Genomic DNA, 22,402 nt, shown 5'->3' on the forward strand with positions numbered 1-22,402 from the left:
GTCAGAATTTATAGGTGTAAGAAATACTTGGGATAATAGGAATAATACCTACCTTTTTGAATACAGGCACCGATTTATTATGAGGCCCCAGTCCATTGGGATCCTGGCCGGGCGGAAGCCATTCCCTGACAGTCTTATGCGCCTTATAGACCATAAAGGGGTTCAGGCGGTTATACACATTGTAGATGCTGATGTTCCATATCCCCAGGTTACCGCTCTTCTTGGGGCGGTAGACGTTGATCCCCAGATCGAGCCGGTGATAGGCAGGCAACTGGAAATTGTTTCTTCCGGTATAGGCGTCGAGCACCTGCGTGCCGGAACCCGACTCACCGGGCATCCATCCTTCCGCCACCTCGTAGGAGTTCAATGACAACGTCTGCCGATTACCCGAAGAATAGGTCCAGGCAGCCGATAGATCCACCTTCTTAGACAATTTATGCATCACGACAATATTGATCTTATGGCGGTTGTCGTATTTGCTGGGGAAGCGTTTGCCTCCGTCTATCTCCTCAAACTTCCGGTCGGCCCAGGAAAGGGTATATCCAACCCAACCGGTTGTTTTTCCCGTTTGCTTGCGTGCCATAAACTCCACCCCATAGGCACGTCCTTTGCCCGCAGTCACCTTCTCTTCCCAGGTTGAGAAGGTAGGCAGGAAGGAGTAGCCGTCGCGGTAGTCCAACAGATTGTTCAGGTTTTTATAATAGCCTTCGATCGAAAAGTCATAATTGCTCTTCAGATTATAGTAGAGCCCCAGTGACACCTGATCGCTCACTAACGGCTTGAAATGGCTGGTGACCGGCATCCACGAGTCGGTCGGCAGGTTGATATAGCTACCACTCAACAGATGCACAAACTGGTTCATGCGGGCGTATGAGGCTTTCATACTTAGATCCCGACGCATCAGCCAGCGTGCCGAGAGGCGGGGTTCGAGCGAGAAATAGGTTTTGTTTTGCACGGCAAAAGCGCTGGCACGCAAGCCGCCGTTCAGCTTGATGCGGGAGGACAATGTCCAGTCGTCTTCCACAAAGGCCGAAGCCTCGTGCGACAGCAACAGGTCGTCGGTAAAGGTGGTATTGATCTGCTCCGACTCCTGCCCAAGGTTGTTCTCCGCCCGGTAACGATTGTATTCGGGACGAAAGCGATGCGCCAGATAATCGAGTCCGAAACGAATATGATGCTCCGCCGCCGGCAGGTAGTCGAAAGAGGAACGCAATCCGAAATCGGTAATCCCGTTCCGGCTCGAGGTCTCGTTATAGGTGTATTCATAATCGTCGGCATCGGGCGTACTGTAGGTATATTCATTGCTACTGCGCAGGGTCGACTTATATTGGGTAAACACCCCGGAGACGCGTCCGAACAGTTTGTTGTTGAACACGTAGGTCCACCCCAGTGTCGCCATCAGGTTGCCCCAGGTCAATGAGGTCTTGTTCTCCAACAGATAGGGAGGATCGTCCTGTTCTCGCTCGCTATTGAACTCCTTCGGGCTCGCCTTCATCACGTCTTTACCGTGATACAAGCTGAAAAACATACGGCTACGGTCGTTGAAGATATGGTTCAGTTTCATATTGATATCATAGAACGCATAGCGTCCACCCACCTTGGTGCCGTTCTTTTTCTCCATCTTATTCACAATCGCCACGGCAGGGGCGGTGATCGCATCCAGCCAGGTATGCCGCATAGCCACCATAAACGATGTTTTGTCTTTGATAATCGGTCCTTCCAGCGATAGATTCGCCGAGATTAACCCCAGCGACGCGCTTCCTTTATACTCCCGCATATTCCCCTCTTTGGTATGCACATCGACCACCGAGGAGAGCCTCCCGCCATAACGCGCCGGGAAGCCCGCTTTAAAAAAATCCATCCCCCGGATGGCCTCTGTATTAAAAGCGGAGAAGATCCCCCCGACGTGGCTGACCTGATAGACCGGGTTGCCGTCGATCAGGAAAAGGTTTTCGTCCAGGTTCCCGCCGCGCACATACATACCGGCAAAGCCTTCCGTTCCGGCTGCTACGCCGGGGGTGAGCTGGATGGTCTTGATAATGTCCGATTCGCCGAACATCGTCGGCGTGGCCTGTATGGTTTGCTGATTGATCTCCAATTTCCCCATCTGGGTAGTCATCACCGGTTGCCGGTCGAGGTCGGAGGCGACAACCACCACCTCTTCCAACACCGCGCTGCCCTCCAGTTCGATGGTCAACAGGGTATCGCGCTCCATAAAGGGGAATTCGATCACCCGGGGCTTGTAGCCGATGTAGGACACCTGCAAGCGGATATCCCCCGGCTCGAGCGAGAGACTAAAGAAACCGTAGCTATTGGTGGCTGCTCCTTTCCGGCTTGCTATCTGATAGACGGAGGCGCCGATCAGCGATTCGGAAGAGCCCTTGTCGCGCACAAAACCGCTGACCACCACCTGGCGGGGACGCTTCTTCAGAATAATACTCTTCCCACGCTGTTGCCACATCAGCGAAAGCGGGGTCAACAGGCGATTCAGGCAGGCATCGATCGGTTCGTTTTCCGCTTTTATATTCACCTGCGGCAGGCCATTCAACAGGCTTGCCTCGTACGAGAAATAAAGACCTGTTTGCTTTTCCACCTCCGAGAGGATCTCCTCCAGCGGCTTTTGGTGCAGGTCGAGCGTAACGGTTGGCAGCGAAGCGGTCGGCTCCTGCGCAAAGAGAGAGGATACGGAACAAATAAATATTCCGCATATAAGTAGATAAATTGACTTCATCGTTATGTTTTAATTATGGTAGAGGGTGTATAGTCAGATTGATTTCCAATGTTTCATTTATAATGGCTATGACTTCAGGCAAAGGCTGATGGTCGAAATAGGCAGTCAGCTTCAGTTGCGCCGCCTCGTCGGGCAATACAATTGCAGCCTGATAAGCCTCGTTGATATCCCGCACTACCTCCTCCATCGGCGTTTGACGGAAGCGCAGTTCGCGTGTCTTCCAGGCCAATTGGTTAGGCGAGGCCGGTTCTTCCTCCCGCCAGATGCCTTCGCCATCGTGATAGGTCGCTTTCATGCCTGCCGTCAGGATCTCTTTCTCCCGGTCAGCTTCGAAAGCAACCCGTCCGGTGTTGACATAGAGATCGGTGGCTGTCTCCTTCTCTTCCAACTGGAAGGAGGTACCCAGTACGGTGGTTGTTGTCCGGCTGGTATGGACAGAGAAAGGGCGCTCCCCATCGGGCTGCACTTCATAGAAGGCCTTGCCACTCATCATCACCTGACGCCTCTCCTTTCCATATTGTTTGCGGTCGTAACGGATCTCACTGTTGGCCGCCAAAGTCACCATCGAACTATCGGGCAGCCACACCTGTTTCACCTCATCCACACCGGCGGCAATCGCCACCCATTCCTCTCCGGTTCGCTCCATCCAGTAACGCCCGCCAATGCCTATTAACAACAGTAACACCGCCGCGGCGCCCACCCAATACTTGCGCATCAGCGCCACACGGCGTATGCCCTGTTCACGGCTGAACCGCCCCCAGGCCGCCTCCGCGTCAAGCGATTTCTCCCGGTAACGCCGGGTGACAAAGCGTATTTTTTTATCTTGATCGTTCATTTTTTTGTTAGTTGCTTTTAAATATAAGAAGTAAAGGTTTTACTATTTCAAGCGAAACTTATACCCAACAGAAAGGGCTAGTGTCTGATAGTGGAGTCCGAAACTGTCATAGGTAGATTCTTTCCCAAAGTCCAGATCGTATCCGGCGGTAATGACCATCTTATGGTATTCAATCCCTACCTGCGCGGACAATCCCCAGGTTATTTTCCGGATATGACTATTGGAGTAAGGATTCACCGTATTGCCCATGCCATAATAATTGCCATACACATCGTAGGGATAGAGCCAGGGGTCTGTGGTAGAACCGTCGCCATAGCTTCCATGACTCATATTATACGGCACCTCATCGTCGCTGAATCCCAGACGTGTTCCTTTGAGAGAGCCGCTGCTGCCTACCTCGAAGCCGACAGAACCTCCCACAGCGGCAAACATATTCACCTCGTCGGCCACGCGCCATGTAAAGCGTGCCATCAAAGGCACCTGCAACAGATGCCGGGTGGAGTTGCTATCGTCGACAATAAAGCTTTTTTCACCTACTATGGTCTTTTCACCCGCCCCTTCATAATCGTCAACAAAATAGCCATAATTGCAGAAGAACATACGTGAGGAGCGACTCTGTGAGGTATAATAGAGCCCCGACTGCAAAGCGAACTTCTCCGATTTCGGGTGAAACATCACGCCTACACCTACCTTAGGCGCCGCCCGCCAACTATCATCGCCGTAAGCGGTACGGTTTCGATAATCAGCACTATATCCCTTATACGGATTATACTCATGCTTTACCGCACTCATCCCTACCTCGGGCATCACATACAACTTCTGGGCTTCCACCGACATAAAACCGGCCATCAACCACACAAATAACAATACTTTTTTCATCTTTTTCATCTTTATGCATTTCACATTTACCCCTAAGACAAGGGAAAGAGGAAAAACCCCTATTGGGGAAGCAAGAAAAAAATATATTTTTGATGGATTGGGGGCAAAAGCCGCCATAGCGGCAATCTGCGGCCACATATCTTCAATTTTACTCTATCTGAATTTCCTATCTCCTTCACATCTTACATTACCCTAATGCTACCCACAAAAAAAAGGCATCCCCCTTAGGGAATGCCTTTTTACATTGAACTATCTATCGCTTATCGGAAGCTTTTTATTTATTTACTTAAGCGCTTCTCGTAGCTTTTCAACGGCGTTTTGTATCATATCATGCGTACCGCTTCCGTCGTTCACATACGCTGTCACCATCTCTGCATAAGCAATCGCATCGGCTATTTCCGGGGTCACCTCGGAAGGAATCACCCGACCGGCTTGCCGGAGCAGGGTAGACAACGGATAGAGATCTTCGGGTTCGGGCAGGTTGCCGGGACGCATGGTGTTGATCGCTGCATTCAGGGAGGAGGTAGCCAGATTGACCTCATTCTGATTGTAGTTTTTATCTTCGTTCTGATAGATATTTTCTGCTCGTTGAAGCTGCTGCATCAAGCGACGGTAAGCCTGCGGCGCCCACGGGGAGTATTCCGGCACCTTAACAGTCAATGCGTTCCAGGCTTCCTGTGCTGCTTTTCTTTCTGCGGCCAGATCCAATACTGTTTTCAAAGCACTCTTATCTATGCTATTGGCCAACACCAGGTCGCCCATGGCTTTGCGCAAGGTTTGTATCTGCCTATCAACCAGCAGCTGCGATTCGCCTGTTGCATTCACCTCTTTCGCCGATGCTATGGCCATCTGAAGAGCAGCATACTTATCCCAGGTGTAATCGGCAGAAGATTTTGATTCTGCCTCTTTCAATACGGCGACAAGCGCTGTTTTATCTAATTTGGCAGATGCCAGTCCATTCATAGCCTGGTCGATAGCCGCAATCTGAGCGGTAATCTCTCCCTGAGACACCTCCTTGGCACGTTGCAGTTTTTCGCCCGATGCGATGGCAGTTTTCAGCGCCTTATAGGATTTTTTGGTGTAGTTCTTCGATTGGAAAACAGCGGCATCCTGCAATTTAGCAGCCAACAGGCTTCTAAACTCGCCAATCATATCGCCTACGAGATTTATACGGAAGTAGTGCGTCGAATTCTCGTCTTTGAAATAATCGGGTTCAAAGGTCTTTCCGCCCTGAGTCAGGGTATAGAGATTGCCTTTCGATCCGGCCGAACCGCCGCTGGGGCCGTTGGCAATGATACTCTCCAGATAGGAGTCGATCGTGAGGGTGGCATCATTCCATTCGTTCACACCGGTAGCCGTCATGGCCAACGGGCCATACATCAGCGTACCAGCCCACATCGGATCGAACTGAATATCGGGTTGGTTGCGCCCTACGGTCGCCGTTTCCATCTTGTCTGGGCCGTAGTCGATATGTTTGCTGAACGGCATAATGATCTCTACCACATCGGCTGTTGTCCAGTCACGCGCGGGAATCGAAACGTAGGAGCTCGGTTGATAGCTGGTAGCAATGGAAACGCCATTGAGCTTCACATCAAAGCCTTCCGTTGCCCAATAAGGCACGCGCAGTTTCATTTCAAAGTTGGCTTTGCCTTCAGTCAGGCGGATTTTTGAATTCTCTGCCGGCCACAAGCAATCTTGTTGAAGAGTCACCCCTTTCTCATCCCAACGAAGCGAGGTAGGCATATACAACGCCACCCAAAGGGTATTCCCGCCGGTAAAATAGGTCGCTTCCTGATACTTCACATGATTCTCGGAACCTGTGCCACCACAACAAGAGGATTGCGGTGTACGGTTGCCCCATGGTTTCGAAGCGTTAAGCCCTATGGCATACTGATAGGTGGTCATATAATGCGAATGATGCAGGGAACCAACCAACTGATTGTACAATATACGCTCGTAATAGTCCATATATTTGGCATCATCCGGGTTGAAACAGTTCAGGTCTTTCGTCAGTTTCGCCAGGTTATAGGCGCAACAGGTCTCATTCAGCGTAGGCGCACCGTTGGTAGCCATACTCAGAATCTGCGTATAAGGCTGACGAAACATCTCACCATTGCCCACACCACCGGCAGAATAACGGTAGCGTCCCTGTATCATTTCCCAGAAATTCTGTGACAGGTTGTAGTAATAGGCTTCATTATTACCCCGGAAACTGCGGAGCGCACTGATGATCTTCGGGATATGTTGGTTGGCATGGCGCGTGCGGACATCATCTACATTGCGAGCCAGTGGCTCATAGAAGGCCGGACTATCAAAGAAAGTCGATGCTTCAAGCAGGCGAGCTTTCTCCTGCGGATCGCTTACCATTTCGGAAAGACGTGCCAGTGACTCACCGGTTCCGCCATCTTCTCCGGCGATATACATATTCCACATTTCATAGCGATTGCCCGGGTTAGCCCGACGCTCTTCCTGTGTTCCGTCGGTTTTTACGTAGGTGCGGTAATGCAAGCGGTTCCAGATCCACAAGCCCATGTCTTTTGCTATCAACAAGGCTTTGGCAGCCACCTGCTGATCATCCACGTAGGTAGCGATATCAATCAGGCCTGCCAGCTGTTTATGGATGGAGTAATAAGGCGCCCACACCCAGTTTTCATTGTTATAAGCACGATACATCTCGATCAAGGCAGCATGGTGTGCCGGAATAGCATTGAGATAGCCATAACCATACTTCGCCCATTCCTTCTTATGCTCATCGAAGTCCTTCCAGGTACCCTTCATTTCACGCAATTCGGCTTCCGGTGCGAAGTCACGGGCTTCCCAGTAACGGCCTAATTCCTCATTCCAGACAAATGTTTTCTCCTGACATGCACGCAATTCGTTGACCATACGGGTCATATTCTCACGCAGTATCTTCTTATGTTCCGGATTCGTTGCGCTGGCAAAAGCCAATGCCAGGGAAGACATATAGTGGCCTGATCCATGTCCTTTCAACTTGGTGGTAGGCGAATCCCATCCGTTAGACTTGGGATATCCCTCAGTAGGCATACCATAGGTGTCGCGGTAATTATAGAGTTGTTGGGCAACATCCCAACTTATGATTTCATGGATAGCCAGTTCTCTGTTGGAGGTCAACCGATTGTCGCCCAGAATAGTCACCCTGTTCAATGGAACCGCCTCGGCTATAGGCCGGTTCGACGGAGTAATATACGCCTGGGATACCACCTTTACTTGGGCGGTGATCGGGAAACCGTTCACCGTCGTATTGTCACCGATGATAAAGCCTTCGATGGTATATTCACGTCCAACAGGGTGAGTCGCCGGATTGGCCTGATCTTCCTCCACAGTACGGGAGGCATTCGACCATTTTGTCTGGCGATATTCCGACTTACCGTCCGAATAGGTCACCCAGACCTGATAGGGCAAGCGGGGAGTCGTTCCTACCGGCGATTCAACCCGGATAGTCTCAACCTTAGCGATCGATCGGACATCCGCCAAAGAGCGTTTTTCTGTAAGGGATGCATCTGTTGCTTCGGAGCATAGTGGTGCAAATAGCAACAAACAGGCCATGGCAGGCATAACAAAATTCTGTTTTTTCATCATTGTCACAATTTATGTTTTGTTTCATTTATCTTGAGAGTTCTCTGCTTACACTTTCGATATGAGGGATCATGAGTTAGTGGCACGTGGCTTCATAACCAATTAAATGCAAATTAAACCTACTTTACATTGTTTAAGTATAAGAATAATCTAATTTCATATCAAAAACATCCAAAGAACTATCCTTCCAGCCAAAAGCGCTAACTATTTGAAATAAAATATTATACGATGGTTTTTATAAAAAATATAGATTGTTTTTTCATTGTTTTAGTCTATTTTCCCTGTATCTCCCCCCTTTTCGTCCGACACTTAATTTTGTACCTTGTCGTCCTAAAACGTGCGAAACACAATCACATCACCACAATATCGGATTAATGAAAAAGCTTATTTTATTCAGCGTAGCCTTCCTGATCACTTTCGGAATGGCACATGGACGCGAAAACGCCCAACAACAAAAAACGAAAGGATTAACCATCCAGGCAGTAAACCTGATCACAGATCGGGAGATAGAGATTGTTTGCCCGACCAAACCTGCCGACAGCCGGCAGGTGTATAACACCTTCACGGTTACAGTAGACGGAAAGAAGGTGGAATACACCTACCTCTCCTATTTCGATTTTGGCTCTTATGCAGAGGCTCCGGTGATCAATATCCGCCTGACAGAACCCTTGGAGGTGGGAACACTGAAAGGCAAAACAGGCAACGCCCGGACACCGGGCGAAAACACCCAGGCTACCTTGGGACCCGCCACAGCGGCTCGCATCCAGGTGACGGTGAAGAAGCAAACGGTAACCGCCCAGTGGAAACCTTTTTATGATTATATGAATATCGGTTCAAAGTCGAAACTAACCGCTACCGGTACCCGCTTATGCAACACCGCGGCAGCGAACGATAAACACCTCGGAGCCGCCTACACGCACGAACACGTGATCGATTATGCCGCCGGAGGTATTCACCGGATGACCGGCCGCGCGGAACTGATCACCCAAAACGCAGTCGACTATGGGGTGGTCGTTATGCTGGTCGGCCCCGGCCAATCGGTTTACGAAGCCCCGCAATGGCGCGAGCTCTTTAATCCCAACGATTACAAAACCCGCCGTATCATCGAAGGCACAACGGAGAAACCCATCATCGTGGCTACCGCCGACGATGTGATGCGCCAGCCAAGCAACGGAGAGATGGATCGCCCCCAAAGCGATTTCTTCTACCTGGGCGAGGCCTTTGCCCGTCTGTTCTGGCAGGTGGCGGTCAACGGACTCGAAGACGGTGTCACCCTCGGTTGTCGGCGTACGCCCCGCAGCGTCTACAACGCTCCGGACGATTTCCGATACGACAAACATATAGCCGCGGCCTACGCGGAAGCGAAGAAGAACAACAGCTATCCCAATAGCCAATGGCTGAAAAGCCTGGAGGATTATTTTGTCTACGGCACGATGATTTTCTATGAGTTCATTCCCGAATCGGCAGACGGCAGCTGGCAGGCCGAACGTGGGCCGGTCAATACCCGCGAAGAGCTCAAACACCATGACAACGAACTCTACAAAGCACTCTGCGGCATCTTTGGCGAATGGGAATATTTCTCCAGCGAAAACAGCGAGGGATTCGACCGGGGTCGCGACGGTGTGCGCTCGGCTATGCCTTGGTTCTGGCATACTCAGGTCGACAACTACGACATCAATGCCCGCCCCTACGCTGCCCTCGGCATCGAACATGTACAGGTTATTTCCGAAAACCAGATAGAGATCAAATTCAACCGGGAGGTAAAAGATATGAGCAACCTGTACGACGCGGAGAACTGGCAGATCGAACACAGCGCCGACGGCGGACAGAGCTGGCAGAACATTCCGCACATGATGGCAGGAGGCTACCTGTGGCGAGCCATCACCCTGTCGCTTCCGCGCGAATCGGATTTCAGCTTTACCACTGGCTACTTTGGCCGGAGCTTCTTCGGATTCAACCAGCAAGACATCGACGAGCGGAAAGTTTCGGTAGGCGGATGGATCGACGACAACGAAGAGGCCAACCCGGCTGCGCTGGAATTTGGACAACTTGTAAACCTCAACGACGCAGTACATCTCTATGGCGCCGGGCTGAATGGCCGGTTCCGGGTTCGATTCCTCGGGCATACGCCCGTACGCGATTGGGCAGGCAACCAGCTATCGTCGGCAAATACCTACGAGGCCAGCTTCAAGCCCTGGATAGGAAACGTTTACCGCAGCCCGCTAACTGGTGTATATATCTATGGCGACACAGAGGTCAGCAGGGAGGTAATGCTGCTTTCCGGTATGTATTACGACCTGGGCATCTCCAATAATCTCTCGAAGGAATACGACCAATGGCCGAGCGGAAAAGCCTATACGGAAGCCGAACTGGCTACCTCTTCGATCTTTGACCGACCTGGACAAAGGATCGCCGACTTTGCCGTCAAGCGACATGGCGGTATGCTGGTCGTAGCCGAAGGCCAACATGCCAACCAACAACCCGAACGTCGAGGACAACAAGCCGGCAACTACCATAGCTCCCTTTACGTGGAGGGTTGGGGAGGCAATATCTTTCAGGATCAGGCAAACAATATTACCCGCGATTACAGCATGAGCCGCTACAAGAACGAATTCCTATTGTATCACGAAGGCGGGCACGGCATCGACAGCTACACAGGCGCCAATAGCTATGCTCCCTGGGTCTATACCAATATCACCTCGGCGCACGACACCGCCCGCAGCGAAGAAAACGGCCGCCGTTATTATAACGAAAACAATGTAGGCGCTTACCTTGCCAGCCGGGGCGAATATGTTTCCACCGGAACCACCTACTGGCATGGCACCATGCGCGAATCGAAAGACGGCACCAACGACGGCACCTGGACCCCGGTCAGTAACCGCTGGGAGTTCTACCGCTACGACCCATGGGGCTTCGAAGCCTTGAAACGCACCTTATGGACAGGCGATTTGGGGTTGTGGTACGAAAACAAAGTGGGCGATCCGGCTTACCGCGTTTTGCCCGGCGACTGGAAATACCTGCAAAACGATGAAGAACTCAACCGCTACCTGACACTCCGCTCCGGCTTGTACGGCAACGGAGAAACGGTGAAGATCGACAGCGAGAACGCGTTGATAGCCTGGGGTTGCACCGTATTCGAGACCTTGCGCGACGACCCCTATAACAGCTACCACAACCCGCTCATCAAGTGGGTCTCCTGGTCTACGCCTATGATTTATGATATCACCGTGAAGAAGTCTGCCAATCCGCAGTTCCCGAACAACAACATGGGATTCAAAGGAGGCGTTCTTTATTATCCCGACGCAGCAGAACCTCAAAGTTTCCTCAATCCCTTCCTGCGTCCCGGAGGCGTGAAAAAGCCGGTACGGGCAGCTCAAGAGGAAGCGTTGATCGCTCCGGTAAGCGGCACAGCGGCTAACCTCACCCTCAAAACCCCGGTACTGCCTGTATTCGAATTCAGCCAGGCGGCCGAGATCACCGTCGACAACGTGCAGAGCAGCTTCGCCGTCAAGGTGAACGGCAAACGCCTGGGGTTCCGTTATTTCGACAGCGACGAGAAGAAGGTGATGTTATATCTGAACTGGCCGGTTGAAAAGAACGACGAAATCGAAATCACCGTCTTGTCTACAAATCAGACTATTCGCCTGAAGGCGGTTCGTTAACCCCTATCTCCTCTTTGCTTGATGGATGGCAGGAGGGTATTTTCAGTGCAAGGTTATTTGTTGGCCGAGCATGGTGAGCCAAATGGTCGACCATGCTCGGCCATTTGGTTCACCATGCTCGGCCAACAAATTCTCCCAACAAAATGACACCGACAGAAATAATAATATTGTCAGAACATTGCAAATCCCGTAAATAAATAAGGGAGAAAGAGGGTGAGTCGTTACATTATCCTTGGGATTGCACCTCATTACTCTTCGCCAAAGAAACCAATCCACCCATAGCACCGAGATTCATGGAGTCGAGTGCCGAACTGGGAACGATAACCATGGAACCTTTCTCTTTCAATCCTTCAAACAGCATATTCATTCCCCGGAGATGCAAGGCGACAGGATTATCGGTATACTTCCGGCTGGCTTGCTCAAATTTCTCGGCGATCTCGGTCTCGGCCGTTCCCAAAATCACACGGGCTCTTCGTTCACGCTCGGCCTGCGCCTCTTTACTCATAGCATCTGCCAGATCCTTCGGTATGGCAATATCATTGATTCCGACCGTCTGACAGGTAATGCCCCAGGGGTTCGTATTTCTATCCAGCACATGTTGGAGGTCTTCGGCTATTTTATCGCGCTCCTGCAAAAGGGTCGACAGTTCATGTTTACCAATGGTATCACGCAGACCGGTTTGAGCAATATGCTCAATGGCCCTCTGATATTCCTGCACTTCCAAGGCGGCTTTTTCCACATCCCAAACCGTCCAGTAAACGACGGCATCCACATTGACCGGCACAGTGTCTTTGGTCAGGGTCTGCTCTGCCTTGAAGGCGCTCACCCGGACACGCTGATCGATATAACTGGAGACGCTGTCAATAATGGGAATAATCACAAAAGGGCCGGGGCCTTTCAAACTCTTGAATTTCCCCATACGCAATACGACTGCCCGTTCCCATTGATCGGCAATGCGGATGGAAGTGGCAAATAAGACCGAAAAAAGTAACAGGATCGCCAGAAGAGGAATATCTACAATCCGCAGAACAAACAAAACGATTGATACGGTAACCAGTATCAGCAATACGGAAATCGAAATGGGATTAAACCACCCCTTGTTCATTACATTTGTTGTCATATGATTATTTTTAAAAGGTTTCAATGTTTTTCAATTCTTGTATAACATCATCAAGGCTAAAACCGTAGCTGAACGCCACGGAAGAAAACTGTGTGCAAATCTCTTTTAGTTTATCTTCCCGTTCTTTTTCCGGAACCACCGGTTCGATGGCATTGATAAATGTTCCGGTTCCCTGTTGAGTCTCCAGAATATTTTTGATTTCCAATTCTTTATAGGCCTTGGAAACCGTGTTCAGGTTCACTTTCAGCTCAACGGCAAGCGCTCGAACCGTAGGAAGCTGTTCGCCCAGTTTCAGTTGCCCGGAGGCGATGCCGAAGCGGATCTGGTCGATAATCTGGCGGTATACGGGTACGCCGCTGGAATAGTCTAATAAAAATTTGATCATATTACTTATACTATTTAAACATTGTACTATAACAATATGACAAAGATATAAAATATTTCATCCCACCAAACTTTTTGTAAGGAATTTTACCTTTTCGTATCTTTGTCTATTATACACCCAATGTGTGATGAAAAAATGAAAACGTTAAACACCAAAACACTACCTGTGTTAGATATGAGTTGTGCGGTTTGCGCGACTAATGTGGAGCAAACCGTCGGAAATATGCCTGGGGTCACGGAAGCGGCAGTTAATTTCGCAGCAGGCACCCTGACTGTTACTTACCAATCCGACCAATTATCACCGGAGGAGATACGCGATGCCGTGCAAAAAGCAGGATACGACCTGATTATTGAAGAGGAGGATCCTGTCGGGAAACAGGAAGAGATGTCGCGCCTGCGCTACGAACAGGCGAAGCGACGTACGATCGGTGCCTGGATTCTGGCGATTCCCTTGGCTGTTCTCGGCATGTTTTTTATGCATGCACCCTACGCCAATTGGGTGATGATGGGGTTGGCTCTTGCCATTATGATCGCCTTCGGCCGTCATTTTTACACCAATGGCTTCCGGCATGCTATCCGGGGGAAAGCCAATATGGACACCTTAGTGGCATTGAGCACGACGATTGCATTCCTTTTCAGCCTGTTCAACACACTTTATCCCTCCTTCTGGACGTCGAGAGGCATCGAACCGCATGTCTACTACGAGGCATCCGGGGTGATTATTGCTTTCGTGTTGCTCGGGAAATTATTGGAAGAGCGGGCACGCCACAGTACCTCGTCGGCCATCCGCGGCCTGATGGGATTACAACCTAAAACAGCCCGTCGCGTATGGGAGGGCGAAGAGACGGAGGTGCCGATCGCTGTATTGAAAGCCGGCGACCTGGTTGCCGTCAGGCCGGGCGAGCGCATTCCCGTCGATGGGATCGTTACACACGGCCATTCGTTTATCGACGAAAGTATGCTGAGCGGCGAATCCTTGCCGGTCGAAAAGCAAACCGGCGACAAAGCCATGGCGGGAACGATCAACCAACAGGGAGCCTTCACGATGGAAGCGACCGGTGTGGGTGGTGCGACCGTGTTGGCGCAGATCGTACAGATGGTGCAACAGGCACAGGGGAGCAAGGCGCCTGTGCAGCGCATTGTGGATAAGATAAGCGCTATCTTCGTGCCGGCTGTGATCGGCTTATCGATAGTCACCTTTGTTGTTTGGATTATATGGGGAGGCGATAACGCCTTCTCTTACGGGTTGCTCTCGGCGGTATCCGTCCTGGTGATTGCCTGTCCCTGTGCTTTGGGACTGGCTACCCCTACCGCACTCATGGTGGGCGTGGGCAAAGCGGCGGGAAAACATATCCTGATAAAGGATGCTTTCGCGTTGGAAAACCTATGCCAAATAGACACCATCGTATTGGATAAAACAGGTACGCTGACAGAAGGCAAACCGGAGGTAATCAACACCTGTTGGATCGGGGAAGAGACCTCCGAACTTCGAAACATCTTATATACAGCGGAGATGCATTCGGAGCATCCGTTGGCTTCGGCACTCCTGCGCTGGCTGGAGAAAGAGGGAGCCCAAACGGTCGCTTCAGACCGTTTCCAGAGCCTGACCGGGCAGGGGATCACCCTTGATCTGGGAACTGATACCTATTGGGTAGGCAGCTATCGCCTATTGCCGGAGAAGGCATCCGTACCGGAGGTTGTTTCGCAATGGGAGGCCGAGGGGAAAACGATTATCTACTTTGGAAAGGCCGGGCAGTTATTGGCTGTCTTTTCTATTGCCGATCCGATCAAACCGTCCTCGTTTCCGGCGATACAGACCTTGCGCAACCACGGCATAGAGACACATCTATTAACGGGCGACAGCAACCGCACCGCGGTGTATGTGGCAAAGGCCACCGGCATACCGTACCACAAAGGGCAGGCACTGCCTGATGAGAAAGACCAATACATCCGCAGCCTGCAGGAAAAAGGCCGGAAGGTGGCGATGGTTGGCGACGGGATTAACGATTCGCAGGCATTGGCGCGCGCGGATGTGAGCATTGCCATGGGCAAAGGAACAGACATCGCTATGGATGTAGCCATGGTGACCCTATTGACCTCCGACCTGCTATTGTTGCCCGAAGCGATCCGCATCTCCCGGCAAACGGTCAAACTGATCCGTCAAAACCTGTTCTGGGCCTTTATCTATAACCTGATCGGTATTCCGATTGCTGCCGGGCTGCTCTATCCCTTCTTCGGGATTCTGTTGAACCCAATGCTGGCAAGCGCGGCGATGGCATTCAGCTCCGTTTCCGTAGTACTGAACAGTCTGCGACTTAAATTCATGAAATAATTAAAATAGATTCACTATGCAATTCAAAACAAACGCGAAATGCGGTGGCTGTGTAGCTGCGATCCGCACGAAACTAAACGAAGTGGTACCTGAAACCGAGTGGTCGATCGACCTGAACTCACCGGATAAAACACTGACCGTCGAAAGCGACTATCCGGCGGAAGCGATCATTGCGGCAGTCAAAGCGGCGGGATTCAAAGCGGAACAGCTATAACATTTTATTGTCCGTACAAACGCTCGCAGTACTGCGTGGGCGTAAACCGGGTGATCTGCTTAAACACCCGGTTGAAATAGGAGATATTGTCGAAGGAGAGACGATAGGCGATGTCTTTGACCGGCACGTTTTCAACCAATAGCATCAACTGGGCACGCTCTATCTTCTTCTGGTTGATATAGGCAATAGGCGTACAATCCATCTCTTTTTTGAACAAACGGATAAAGTGATCGTCCGACAGATGGCAGATCGCCGCCAGCTGACTGATGCGGAGAGGCTGGTCGATATGTTTGCGGATATGACGCAATACGTTGGCAATCCGTTTATCATTTACTTCGGCTTTCGGTGTGGCGTAGCGCAGAAAACGGGAAAGCAGTTGAGCCAGGATGCCCCTTGTCTCCAAGGCGGCGTATTCGGCTTGCTGAGCTTCAGTGGCTATATTCCGCAACAAGGTAGGCTGATTGTCGTAGAGTCCCGGGTCATATTGTAACAACTCCCTATCGGGATTAATCTCCAACAAACGATTTATCAGCGAAAAATCCAACGGATTGGCCGGTATCTCCACCGGAAAATGACACTCTTCCAACAGATGCCTGGGCGAAGAGGGTGTCTCATAGATATGTATATAGAAATGAGAAAACAGGCCGTCGCAGGCATAGCTATGCTGCGTGAAAGGCGGAATCAGATAGAGCGAGCCCGGTCGAAGCGTCTGCACCCCCTGCGGAAGGTCAACACGGGCGCATCCTTCTATCACATAATACAACCGGGCAAAGGGACTGTTTATCCCCTTCCAGTTCCAGTCGCCATCGTGAGACGAGCGCCCGATGTTCAATAGAATAAGCTGCAAATTATCTGTTTCGCGCATATCGAATAAAGAAAACGTACAGACAAAAATAGAGGATTATATCGAAATAGTGTTATTGTTTGTCGGTATTCTGTAAATAAAAGGTACTGATTATCTTTATATTTGCAGAATACAGGATGCGCCTTGGCCATTCAAGCAAGCTTGATGGCACTCGGCTTTCACTGTATTTGCATAATCCTTATATCAGACATATCATATTAACACATAAAATAGATTATACCATGAACACAAACAGATGGAAAGGCGATTGGCCTAAAATTGGTATTCGCCCGACAATTGACGGCCGCATGGGCGGCGTACGCGAATCATTGGAAGAGCAGACCATGAATATGGCAAAAAGCGTAGTGGATCTTATCTCCTCCACCCTCAAATACCCGGACGGAACGCCGGTGCAATGTATCATTGCCGACACGACCATCGGACGCGTTGCCGAAAGTGCTGCCTGCGCCGAGCAATTCAAAAAAGAGAATGTAGCCGTTACCATCAGCGTCACTCCCTGCTGGTGTTATGGCAGTGAAACGATGGATATGGATCCGCACACCATCAAAGCCGTTTGGGGATTCAACGGAACAGAGCGCCCGGGAGCAGTCTATCTGGCGGCCGTGCTGGCGGCTCACGCACAGAAAGGGTTACCGGCATTCGGCATCTATGGCCACGATGTGCAGGATATGGGCACGACAGAGATACCGGCTGATGTCACCGAAAAGCTGTTGCGCTTCTCCCGCGCTGCTATGGCGGTCGCTATTATGCGCGGGAAATCATATCTTTCCATTGGTGCCGTTTGTATGGGTATTGCCGGTTCAATCGTCAACCCCGACTTCTTCGAAGAGTATCTGGGTATGCGTTGCGAAGGCATCGACGAGGTGGAAATCATTCGCCGCATGACATTAGGCATCTATGACAAAGAAGAATTCGAAAAGGCGTTGGCCTGGGCGAAAGCAAACTGTAAGGAGGGCGCAGATACCTGCAACCGCTCTGACTTGCAAAAGAGCCGCGAGGAGAAAGACCAGGATTGGGAATTCATTGTGAAAATGACCCTGATCGTGCGCGACCTGATGATCGGTAACCCCAAACTCAAAGAGATGGGATTCGGCGAAGAGGCGTTGGGACACAATGCGCTGGCAGCAGGATTCCAGGGACAACGCCAATGGACCGACTTCTATCCGAACGGCGACTTTACCGAAGCCATCATGAACTCATCGTTCGACTGGACGGGCGTACGCCAACCGTTTGTATTGGCCACCGAAAACGACGCATTGAACGGAACAGCCATGTTGTTCAGTTACCTATTGACCAATACGGCGCAGATCTTTGCCGACGTGCGCACCTACTGGAGTCCCGACGCGGTCGAACGGGTTACGGGCAAGAAACTGGAAGGACGTGCGGCAAACGGTATTATCCACCTGATCAACTCGGGCGCTGCTTCTCTCGACGGATCGGCTCGTCAGAGCGATGCTGATGGCAATCCGGCCATGAAACCTTTCTGGGAGATCAGTGACAAGGAGGCACAAGCCTGCTTAGACGCCACCACCTGGGTGCCTGCCAACCGCGAATATTTCCGGGGAGGAGGCTATTCGTCTAAATTTCTGACCCGCGAAGGCATGCCCTGCACCATGGTTCGCCTCAATCTGGTGAAAGGACTGGGTCCGGTCTTGCAGATTGCCGAAGGATGGACGGTAGAACTCGATCCGGATGCACACAAAATATTAGACGATCGCACCGACAAAGGCTGGCCGACAACCTGGTTTTCGCCGCGCCTGACAGAAAAAGATGCCTTCAAGGATGTTTACTCGGTGATGAACAACTGGGGAGCCAACCATGGAGCGATCAGCTACGGACATGTGGGTGCTGACCTGATTACGCTGGCTTCTATGTTGCGTATTCCTGTTTGTATGCACAATGTAGACGAGAAAGAAATCTTCCGCCCGGCGGCATGGAACGCCTTCGGTATGGATAAAGAGGGAGCAGATTATCGCGCTTGTCAGACTTACGGACCGCTTTATAAATAAGCCTTCCCGACATGAAAACACAAAAAAAATCATCGTTGCTGACCGGTAGCGACGGGATAAACTACCTGATACCGTTTATCCTCATCACCTTCTGCTTTGCCCTATGGGGGTTTGCCAACGACATTACCAATCCCATGGTGAAAGCCTTCTCGAAGATTTTCCGCATGAGCGTGACGGATGGTGCTTTGGTGCAGGTAGCCTTCTACGGAGGCTACTTCGCCATGGCCTTTCCGGCGGCTATGTTTATCCGGAAATACTCCTATAAGGCGGGGATTCTGTTGGGCTTAGGGCTCTATGCGATCGGCGCCTTCCTCTTCTTTCCGGCTAAAGCCATAGGCGAATACTATCCGTTTCTCTTTGCCTATTTCATTCTGACCTGCGGGCTCTCTTTCCTTGAGACAAGTGCCAACCCGTATATTCTGTCGATGGGCACCGAAGAGACGGCCACCCGAAGATTGAATCTGGCACAGTCGTTCAATCCGATGGGCTCGCTGTTGGGCATGTTTGTTGCCATGAATTTCATTCAGGCGCGACTGAATCCTATGGATACGGCAGAACGGGCATTATTGAATGAAGCTGAATTTGCAGCCGTAAAGGAGGCCGACCTGTCGGTATTGATCACACCCTATATTATTATTGGCCTGGTCATTCTGGCAATGTTCCTGTTGATCCGCTTCACCAAGATGCCGAAAAACCAGGATCAATCGCACAACATCGACTTTCTCCCTACGCTGAAAAGGATATTCTCCCTGCCACGTTACCGGGAAGGGGTGATTGCCCAGTTCTTTTATGTGGGCGTGCAGATCATGTGTTGGACCTTTATCATTCAATACGGTACCCGCCTGTTTATGGAGCAGGGCATGACAGAAAAAGCGGCGGAGGTATTGTCGCAGAAATATAATATTGTAGCGATGATCATTTTCTGCGTCAGTCGTTTCATTTGCACCTTCCTGTTGCGCTACCTCAATCCGGGCAAATTGTTGATGATACTGGCCATGGCCGGAGGGGCTTTCACGTTGGGCGTTATCTTCTTCCAGGACATCAACGGACTCTATTGTCTGGTGGGCATATCCGCCTGTATGTCATTGATGTTCCCGACCATCTACGGTATTGCGTTGAAAGGCTTGGGCGATGATGCCAAGTTCGGTGCTGCCGGGCTTATCATGGCTATTCTGGGAGGATCAATCCTGCCACCGCTTCAGGCTATGATCATCGATCAGGGCGTGTTGTTGGGTATGCCGGCGGTGAATCTGTCGTTCTTCCTGCCTTTTATCTGTTTTATCGTGGTAGCCATCTACGGGCGCCGCGCATTTACAGGGTTCGGAAACCGTCTAAAATCCAAAATCGAGGTGTAAGCAAGAGAGGCTGTTTTTTAGTTAAAATGGGGGTCTCTTGCTTACACCACGAATGTTAACAAATGTTTATCCGCAGGGGTTTTTCTACAAACCCCTGCCTTTTTCCCAATTTTCTCGCACCGAAATAGCAAAATGATAGTTTGGGATATATTTTTTTCCCCTGCAGAGCGACCCTTCTCAGTGTCGCTTTTTTTAATTAAATCCTTACCTTTGCCAACAGAAATCGAAAATAACAGAAAAACATGAAAAAGACAGCCATAAACATCCTACTAAGTCTATTGGTCATAACTGGTGCATGGGCGCAGCAAGGAACCCAACGCATCAATCTACATGAAATAATAAACGGCGAGTTCCGCCAAACAACGGCTATCGGAGAAATGCGCTCCCTGCCCGACGGAGAGCACTATACCGCCATGAACCCGGAACGGACGATGATCGTTCGCTATGCCTACCGCACAGGGCAACCGGTCGACACCCTGTTTAATACCGCTACCGCCCGTGAATGCAGCTTCGATACCTTCCAGGGGTATCAGATAGCCTCCACAGGACACCGCGTCCTGGTATGGCGCGAACGGGAAGCGATCTACCGCCGCTCGTGGAAGGCGGAGTTCTATGATTACGACGTGCGCCGCAACTACGTCAAACCGTTAAGCGATACGGGCAAGAAACTGATGATCCCGACCTTCTCTCCTGACGGACGGATGTGTGCTTATGTGATCGACAATAATATCTGGTTAAAGAAATTCGATTTCGATACGGAGATACAGGTGACCAACGATGGAGAGGCTAATAAGATCCTGAATGGCATTACCGACTGGGTCTATGAAGAGGAGTTTGCCGTTACGAACCTGATGGCCTGGTCGCCCGACAACGAGCAACTGGCGTTCGTTCGTTTCGACGAATCGGCTGTTCCCGAATACAAAATGCAAATGTATGGCGACGGACTCTATCCGGTCACCTACGACTTCAAATACCCAAAAGCCGGACAACGCAACTCACGGGTAACGCTTCACGCCTACAATGTCAATTCGAAAGACACCAAAAAGCTCGACGTCCCCGTGGATGAAGAGAGCTATATTCCCCGCATTCTGTTCACGACCCATTCGGATCAGTTGGCTGTTTTGACCCTGAACCGCCATCAGAACCTCTTCAATATGTATTACGCCAATCCGAAAAGCGGTGTGTTCCGCCTGATTCTGCGCGAAGAGAACAAAGCGTATATCGATTCGGAATGGTTGTATTCCCTCACGTTCACAGCGAATGGATTCTATTATGTCAGCGAACAAGACGGCTATGCCCACCTCTACCAGTATTCCCCCACCGGCGTGATGCAACGCCAGATCACACAAGGAAACTGGGACGTGACAGCTTTCCTGGGCATCCATGAGGCAACGAATACGGTTTATTATCAGTCGGCCGAAGAGAGTCCGCTGCGCCGTTCGGTCTACAGTATCGATGCCAAAGGCAATAAAACAAAGCTATCCGTACAGGAAGGAACCAACAATGCGGCATTCAATAGCAACTTTACCTATTTTGTCAATACCTATTCAAGCGTACAGACACCGGCACGCATCACCGTACATGAAACCAAATCGCGGAAAGAGCTGCGCGTATTGCAAAACAATGAAGCCCTGAAAACGAAACTCGCTCAATACGCTTTCTCGCCGAAAGAGTTTATGACCATTGAGACTGCTTCGGGTATCGAATTGAATGCCTGGATGGTGAAACCGGCCAACTTCGATCCTTCCCGCCAGTATCCGGTGTTGATGACCCAATACAGCGGGCCTAATTCGCAAGAGGTGCTCGACCGGTACGGCATGGATTGGGAACACTACCTGGCAGCCAACGGCATCATCGTTGTCGCAGTAGACGGACGTGGCACAGGCGCCCGTGGCGAAGCTTTCCGCAAATGCACCTATCTCCGCATGGGCGAACTCGAATCGCGCGATCAGGTAGAGGCGGCGCAGGCGTTAGGCAAACTGCCCTATATCGATGCCAAACGCATAGCTATCTACGGATGGAGCTTCGGCGGATACAACACCCTGATGGCAATGACTACCGGAGACGGCACCTTCAAAGCAGGTATTGCCGTTGCCCCACCGACCGATTGGAAGTTCTATGACACGATCTATACGGAACGTTTCATGCGCACGCCGCAGGAAAACTTTGAAGGGTATGCCCTCACCTCTCCTTTAGAGAGAGCTGCCGACCTGCAGGGTAAATTATTGCTTATCCACGGAACGGCCGACGACAACGTGCATTTTGCCCAGTCGATGGTCTATGCCGAAGCCCTGGTGCAAGCCGGTAAGCAGTTCGATATGCATATCTACAAAGACCGCAACCATGGTATCTCCGGAGGAAATACCCGTTTGCATCTCTATACTAAAATCTGTAATTTCCTCTTCGATAATCTATAAAC

13 protein-coding genes are annotated in these 22,402 nt (G+C 50.8%); 6 read left to right on the forward strand and 7 right to left on the reverse strand.

Annotation, left to right across the window (positions count from 1 at the left end; all coding sequences use genetic code 11):
* Position 1 precedes the first annotated feature (1 nt).
* The 4 genes from M2137_RS09850 to M2137_RS09865 form a co-directional block, all read right to left on the reverse strand.
* Positions 2 to 2,731, reverse strand: a complete 2,730-nt coding sequence (locus tag M2137_RS09850; protein WP_280766263.1) for a TonB-dependent receptor — start codon at positions 2,729 to 2,731, stop codon at positions 2 to 4.
* A gap of 13 nt (positions 2,732 to 2,744) precedes the next feature.
* Entirely contained in the window at positions 2,745 to 3,566 is an 822-nt protein-coding gene (locus M2137_RS09855; RefSeq protein WP_280766264.1) for a FecR domain-containing protein, read from the reverse strand.
* 42 nt (positions 3,567 to 3,608) lie between these two features.
* The gene (locus M2137_RS09860) at positions 3,609 to 4,445 is read right to left on the reverse strand and encodes an outer membrane beta-barrel protein (protein ID WP_280766265.1); all 837 of its coding nucleotides are present in this window, start codon (positions 4,443 to 4,445) and stop codon (positions 3,609 to 3,611) included.
* Between the two features lie 282 nt (positions 4,446 to 4,727).
* The gene (locus M2137_RS09865; RefSeq protein WP_280766266.1) at positions 4,728 to 8,045 is read right to left on the reverse strand and encodes a beta-L-arabinofuranosidase domain-containing protein; all 3,318 of its coding nucleotides are present in this window, start codon (positions 8,043 to 8,045) and stop codon (positions 4,728 to 4,730) included.
* Positions 8,046 to 8,416: 371 nt separating this feature from the next.
* On the opposite strand from M2137_RS09865, the gene M2137_RS09870 reads away from it, so the two are divergent.
* Positions 8,417 to 11,704 (forward strand): hypothetical protein, encoded by a 3,288-nt coding sequence (locus tag M2137_RS09870; protein ID WP_280766267.1) that lies wholly within the window; start codon positions 8,417 to 8,419, stop codon positions 11,702 to 11,704.
* A 226-nt stretch (positions 11,705 to 11,930) separates the two neighbouring features.
* On the opposite strand, the gene M2137_RS09875 is transcribed toward M2137_RS09870, so the two are convergent.
* Together M2137_RS09875 and M2137_RS09880 are read right to left on the reverse strand one after the other, a co-directional pair.
* Positions 11,931 to 12,824: a slipin family protein gene (locus M2137_RS09875; protein WP_280766268.1), complete on the reverse strand. Its 894-nt coding sequence runs from the start codon at positions 12,822 to 12,824 to the stop codon at positions 11,931 to 11,933.
* A gap of 10 nt (positions 12,825 to 12,834) precedes the next feature.
* Positions 12,835 to 13,209, reverse strand: coding sequence for a GntR family transcriptional regulator (locus tag M2137_RS09880; protein WP_280766269.1), 375 nt, complete (start codon positions 13,207 to 13,209; stop codon positions 12,835 to 12,837).
* Between the two features lie 135 nt (positions 13,210 to 13,344).
* Here M2137_RS09880 and M2137_RS09885 point away from each other — a divergent pair, with 135 nt between their 5' ends.
* Positions 13,345 to 15,540 (forward strand): heavy metal translocating P-type ATPase, encoded by a 2,196-nt coding sequence (locus M2137_RS09885; RefSeq protein WP_280766270.1) that lies wholly within the window; start codon positions 13,345 to 13,347, stop codon positions 15,538 to 15,540.
* 16 nt (positions 15,541 to 15,556) lie between these two features.
* Complete coding sequence (locus M2137_RS09890; RefSeq protein WP_280766271.1) at positions 15,557 to 15,754, forward strand: heavy-metal-associated domain-containing protein; 198 nt, start codon at positions 15,557 to 15,559, stop codon at positions 15,752 to 15,754.
* Between the two features lie 4 nt (positions 15,755 to 15,758).
* On the opposite strand, the gene M2137_RS09895 is transcribed toward M2137_RS09890, so the two are convergent.
* Complete coding sequence (locus M2137_RS09895; protein WP_280766272.1) at positions 15,759 to 16,619, reverse strand: AraC family transcriptional regulator; 861 nt, start codon at positions 16,617 to 16,619, stop codon at positions 15,759 to 15,761.
* Positions 16,620 to 16,840: 221 nt separating this feature from the next.
* Here M2137_RS09895 and M2137_RS09900 point away from each other — a divergent pair, with 221 nt between their 5' ends.
* The 3 genes from M2137_RS09900 (at position 16,841) to M2137_RS09910 (ending at position 22,400) form a co-directional block, all read left to right on the forward strand.
* On the forward strand, positions 16,841 to 18,628 hold the full coding sequence (locus M2137_RS09900; RefSeq protein WP_280766274.1) for an L-fucose isomerase: 1,788 nt from the start codon (positions 16,841 to 16,843) through the stop codon (positions 18,626 to 18,628).
* 11 nt (positions 18,629 to 18,639) lie between these two features.
* Entirely contained in the window at positions 18,640 to 19,983 is a 1,344-nt protein-coding gene (gene fucP / locus M2137_RS09905; RefSeq protein ID WP_280766275.1) for an L-fucose:H+ symporter permease, read from the forward strand.
* Positions 19,984 to 20,225: 242 nt separating this feature from the next.
* Complete coding sequence (locus tag M2137_RS09910) at positions 20,226 to 22,400, forward strand: S9 family peptidase (protein ID WP_280766276.1); 2,175 nt, start codon at positions 20,226 to 20,228, stop codon at positions 22,398 to 22,400.
* The last annotated feature ends 2 nt before the right edge of the window (positions 22,401 to 22,402 follow it).

The sequence above is a fragment of the Parabacteroides sp. PFB2-10 genome (assembly GCF_029893085.1).
Classification (GTDB): domain Bacteria; phylum Bacteroidota; class Bacteroidia; order Bacteroidales; family Tannerellaceae; genus QVMG01.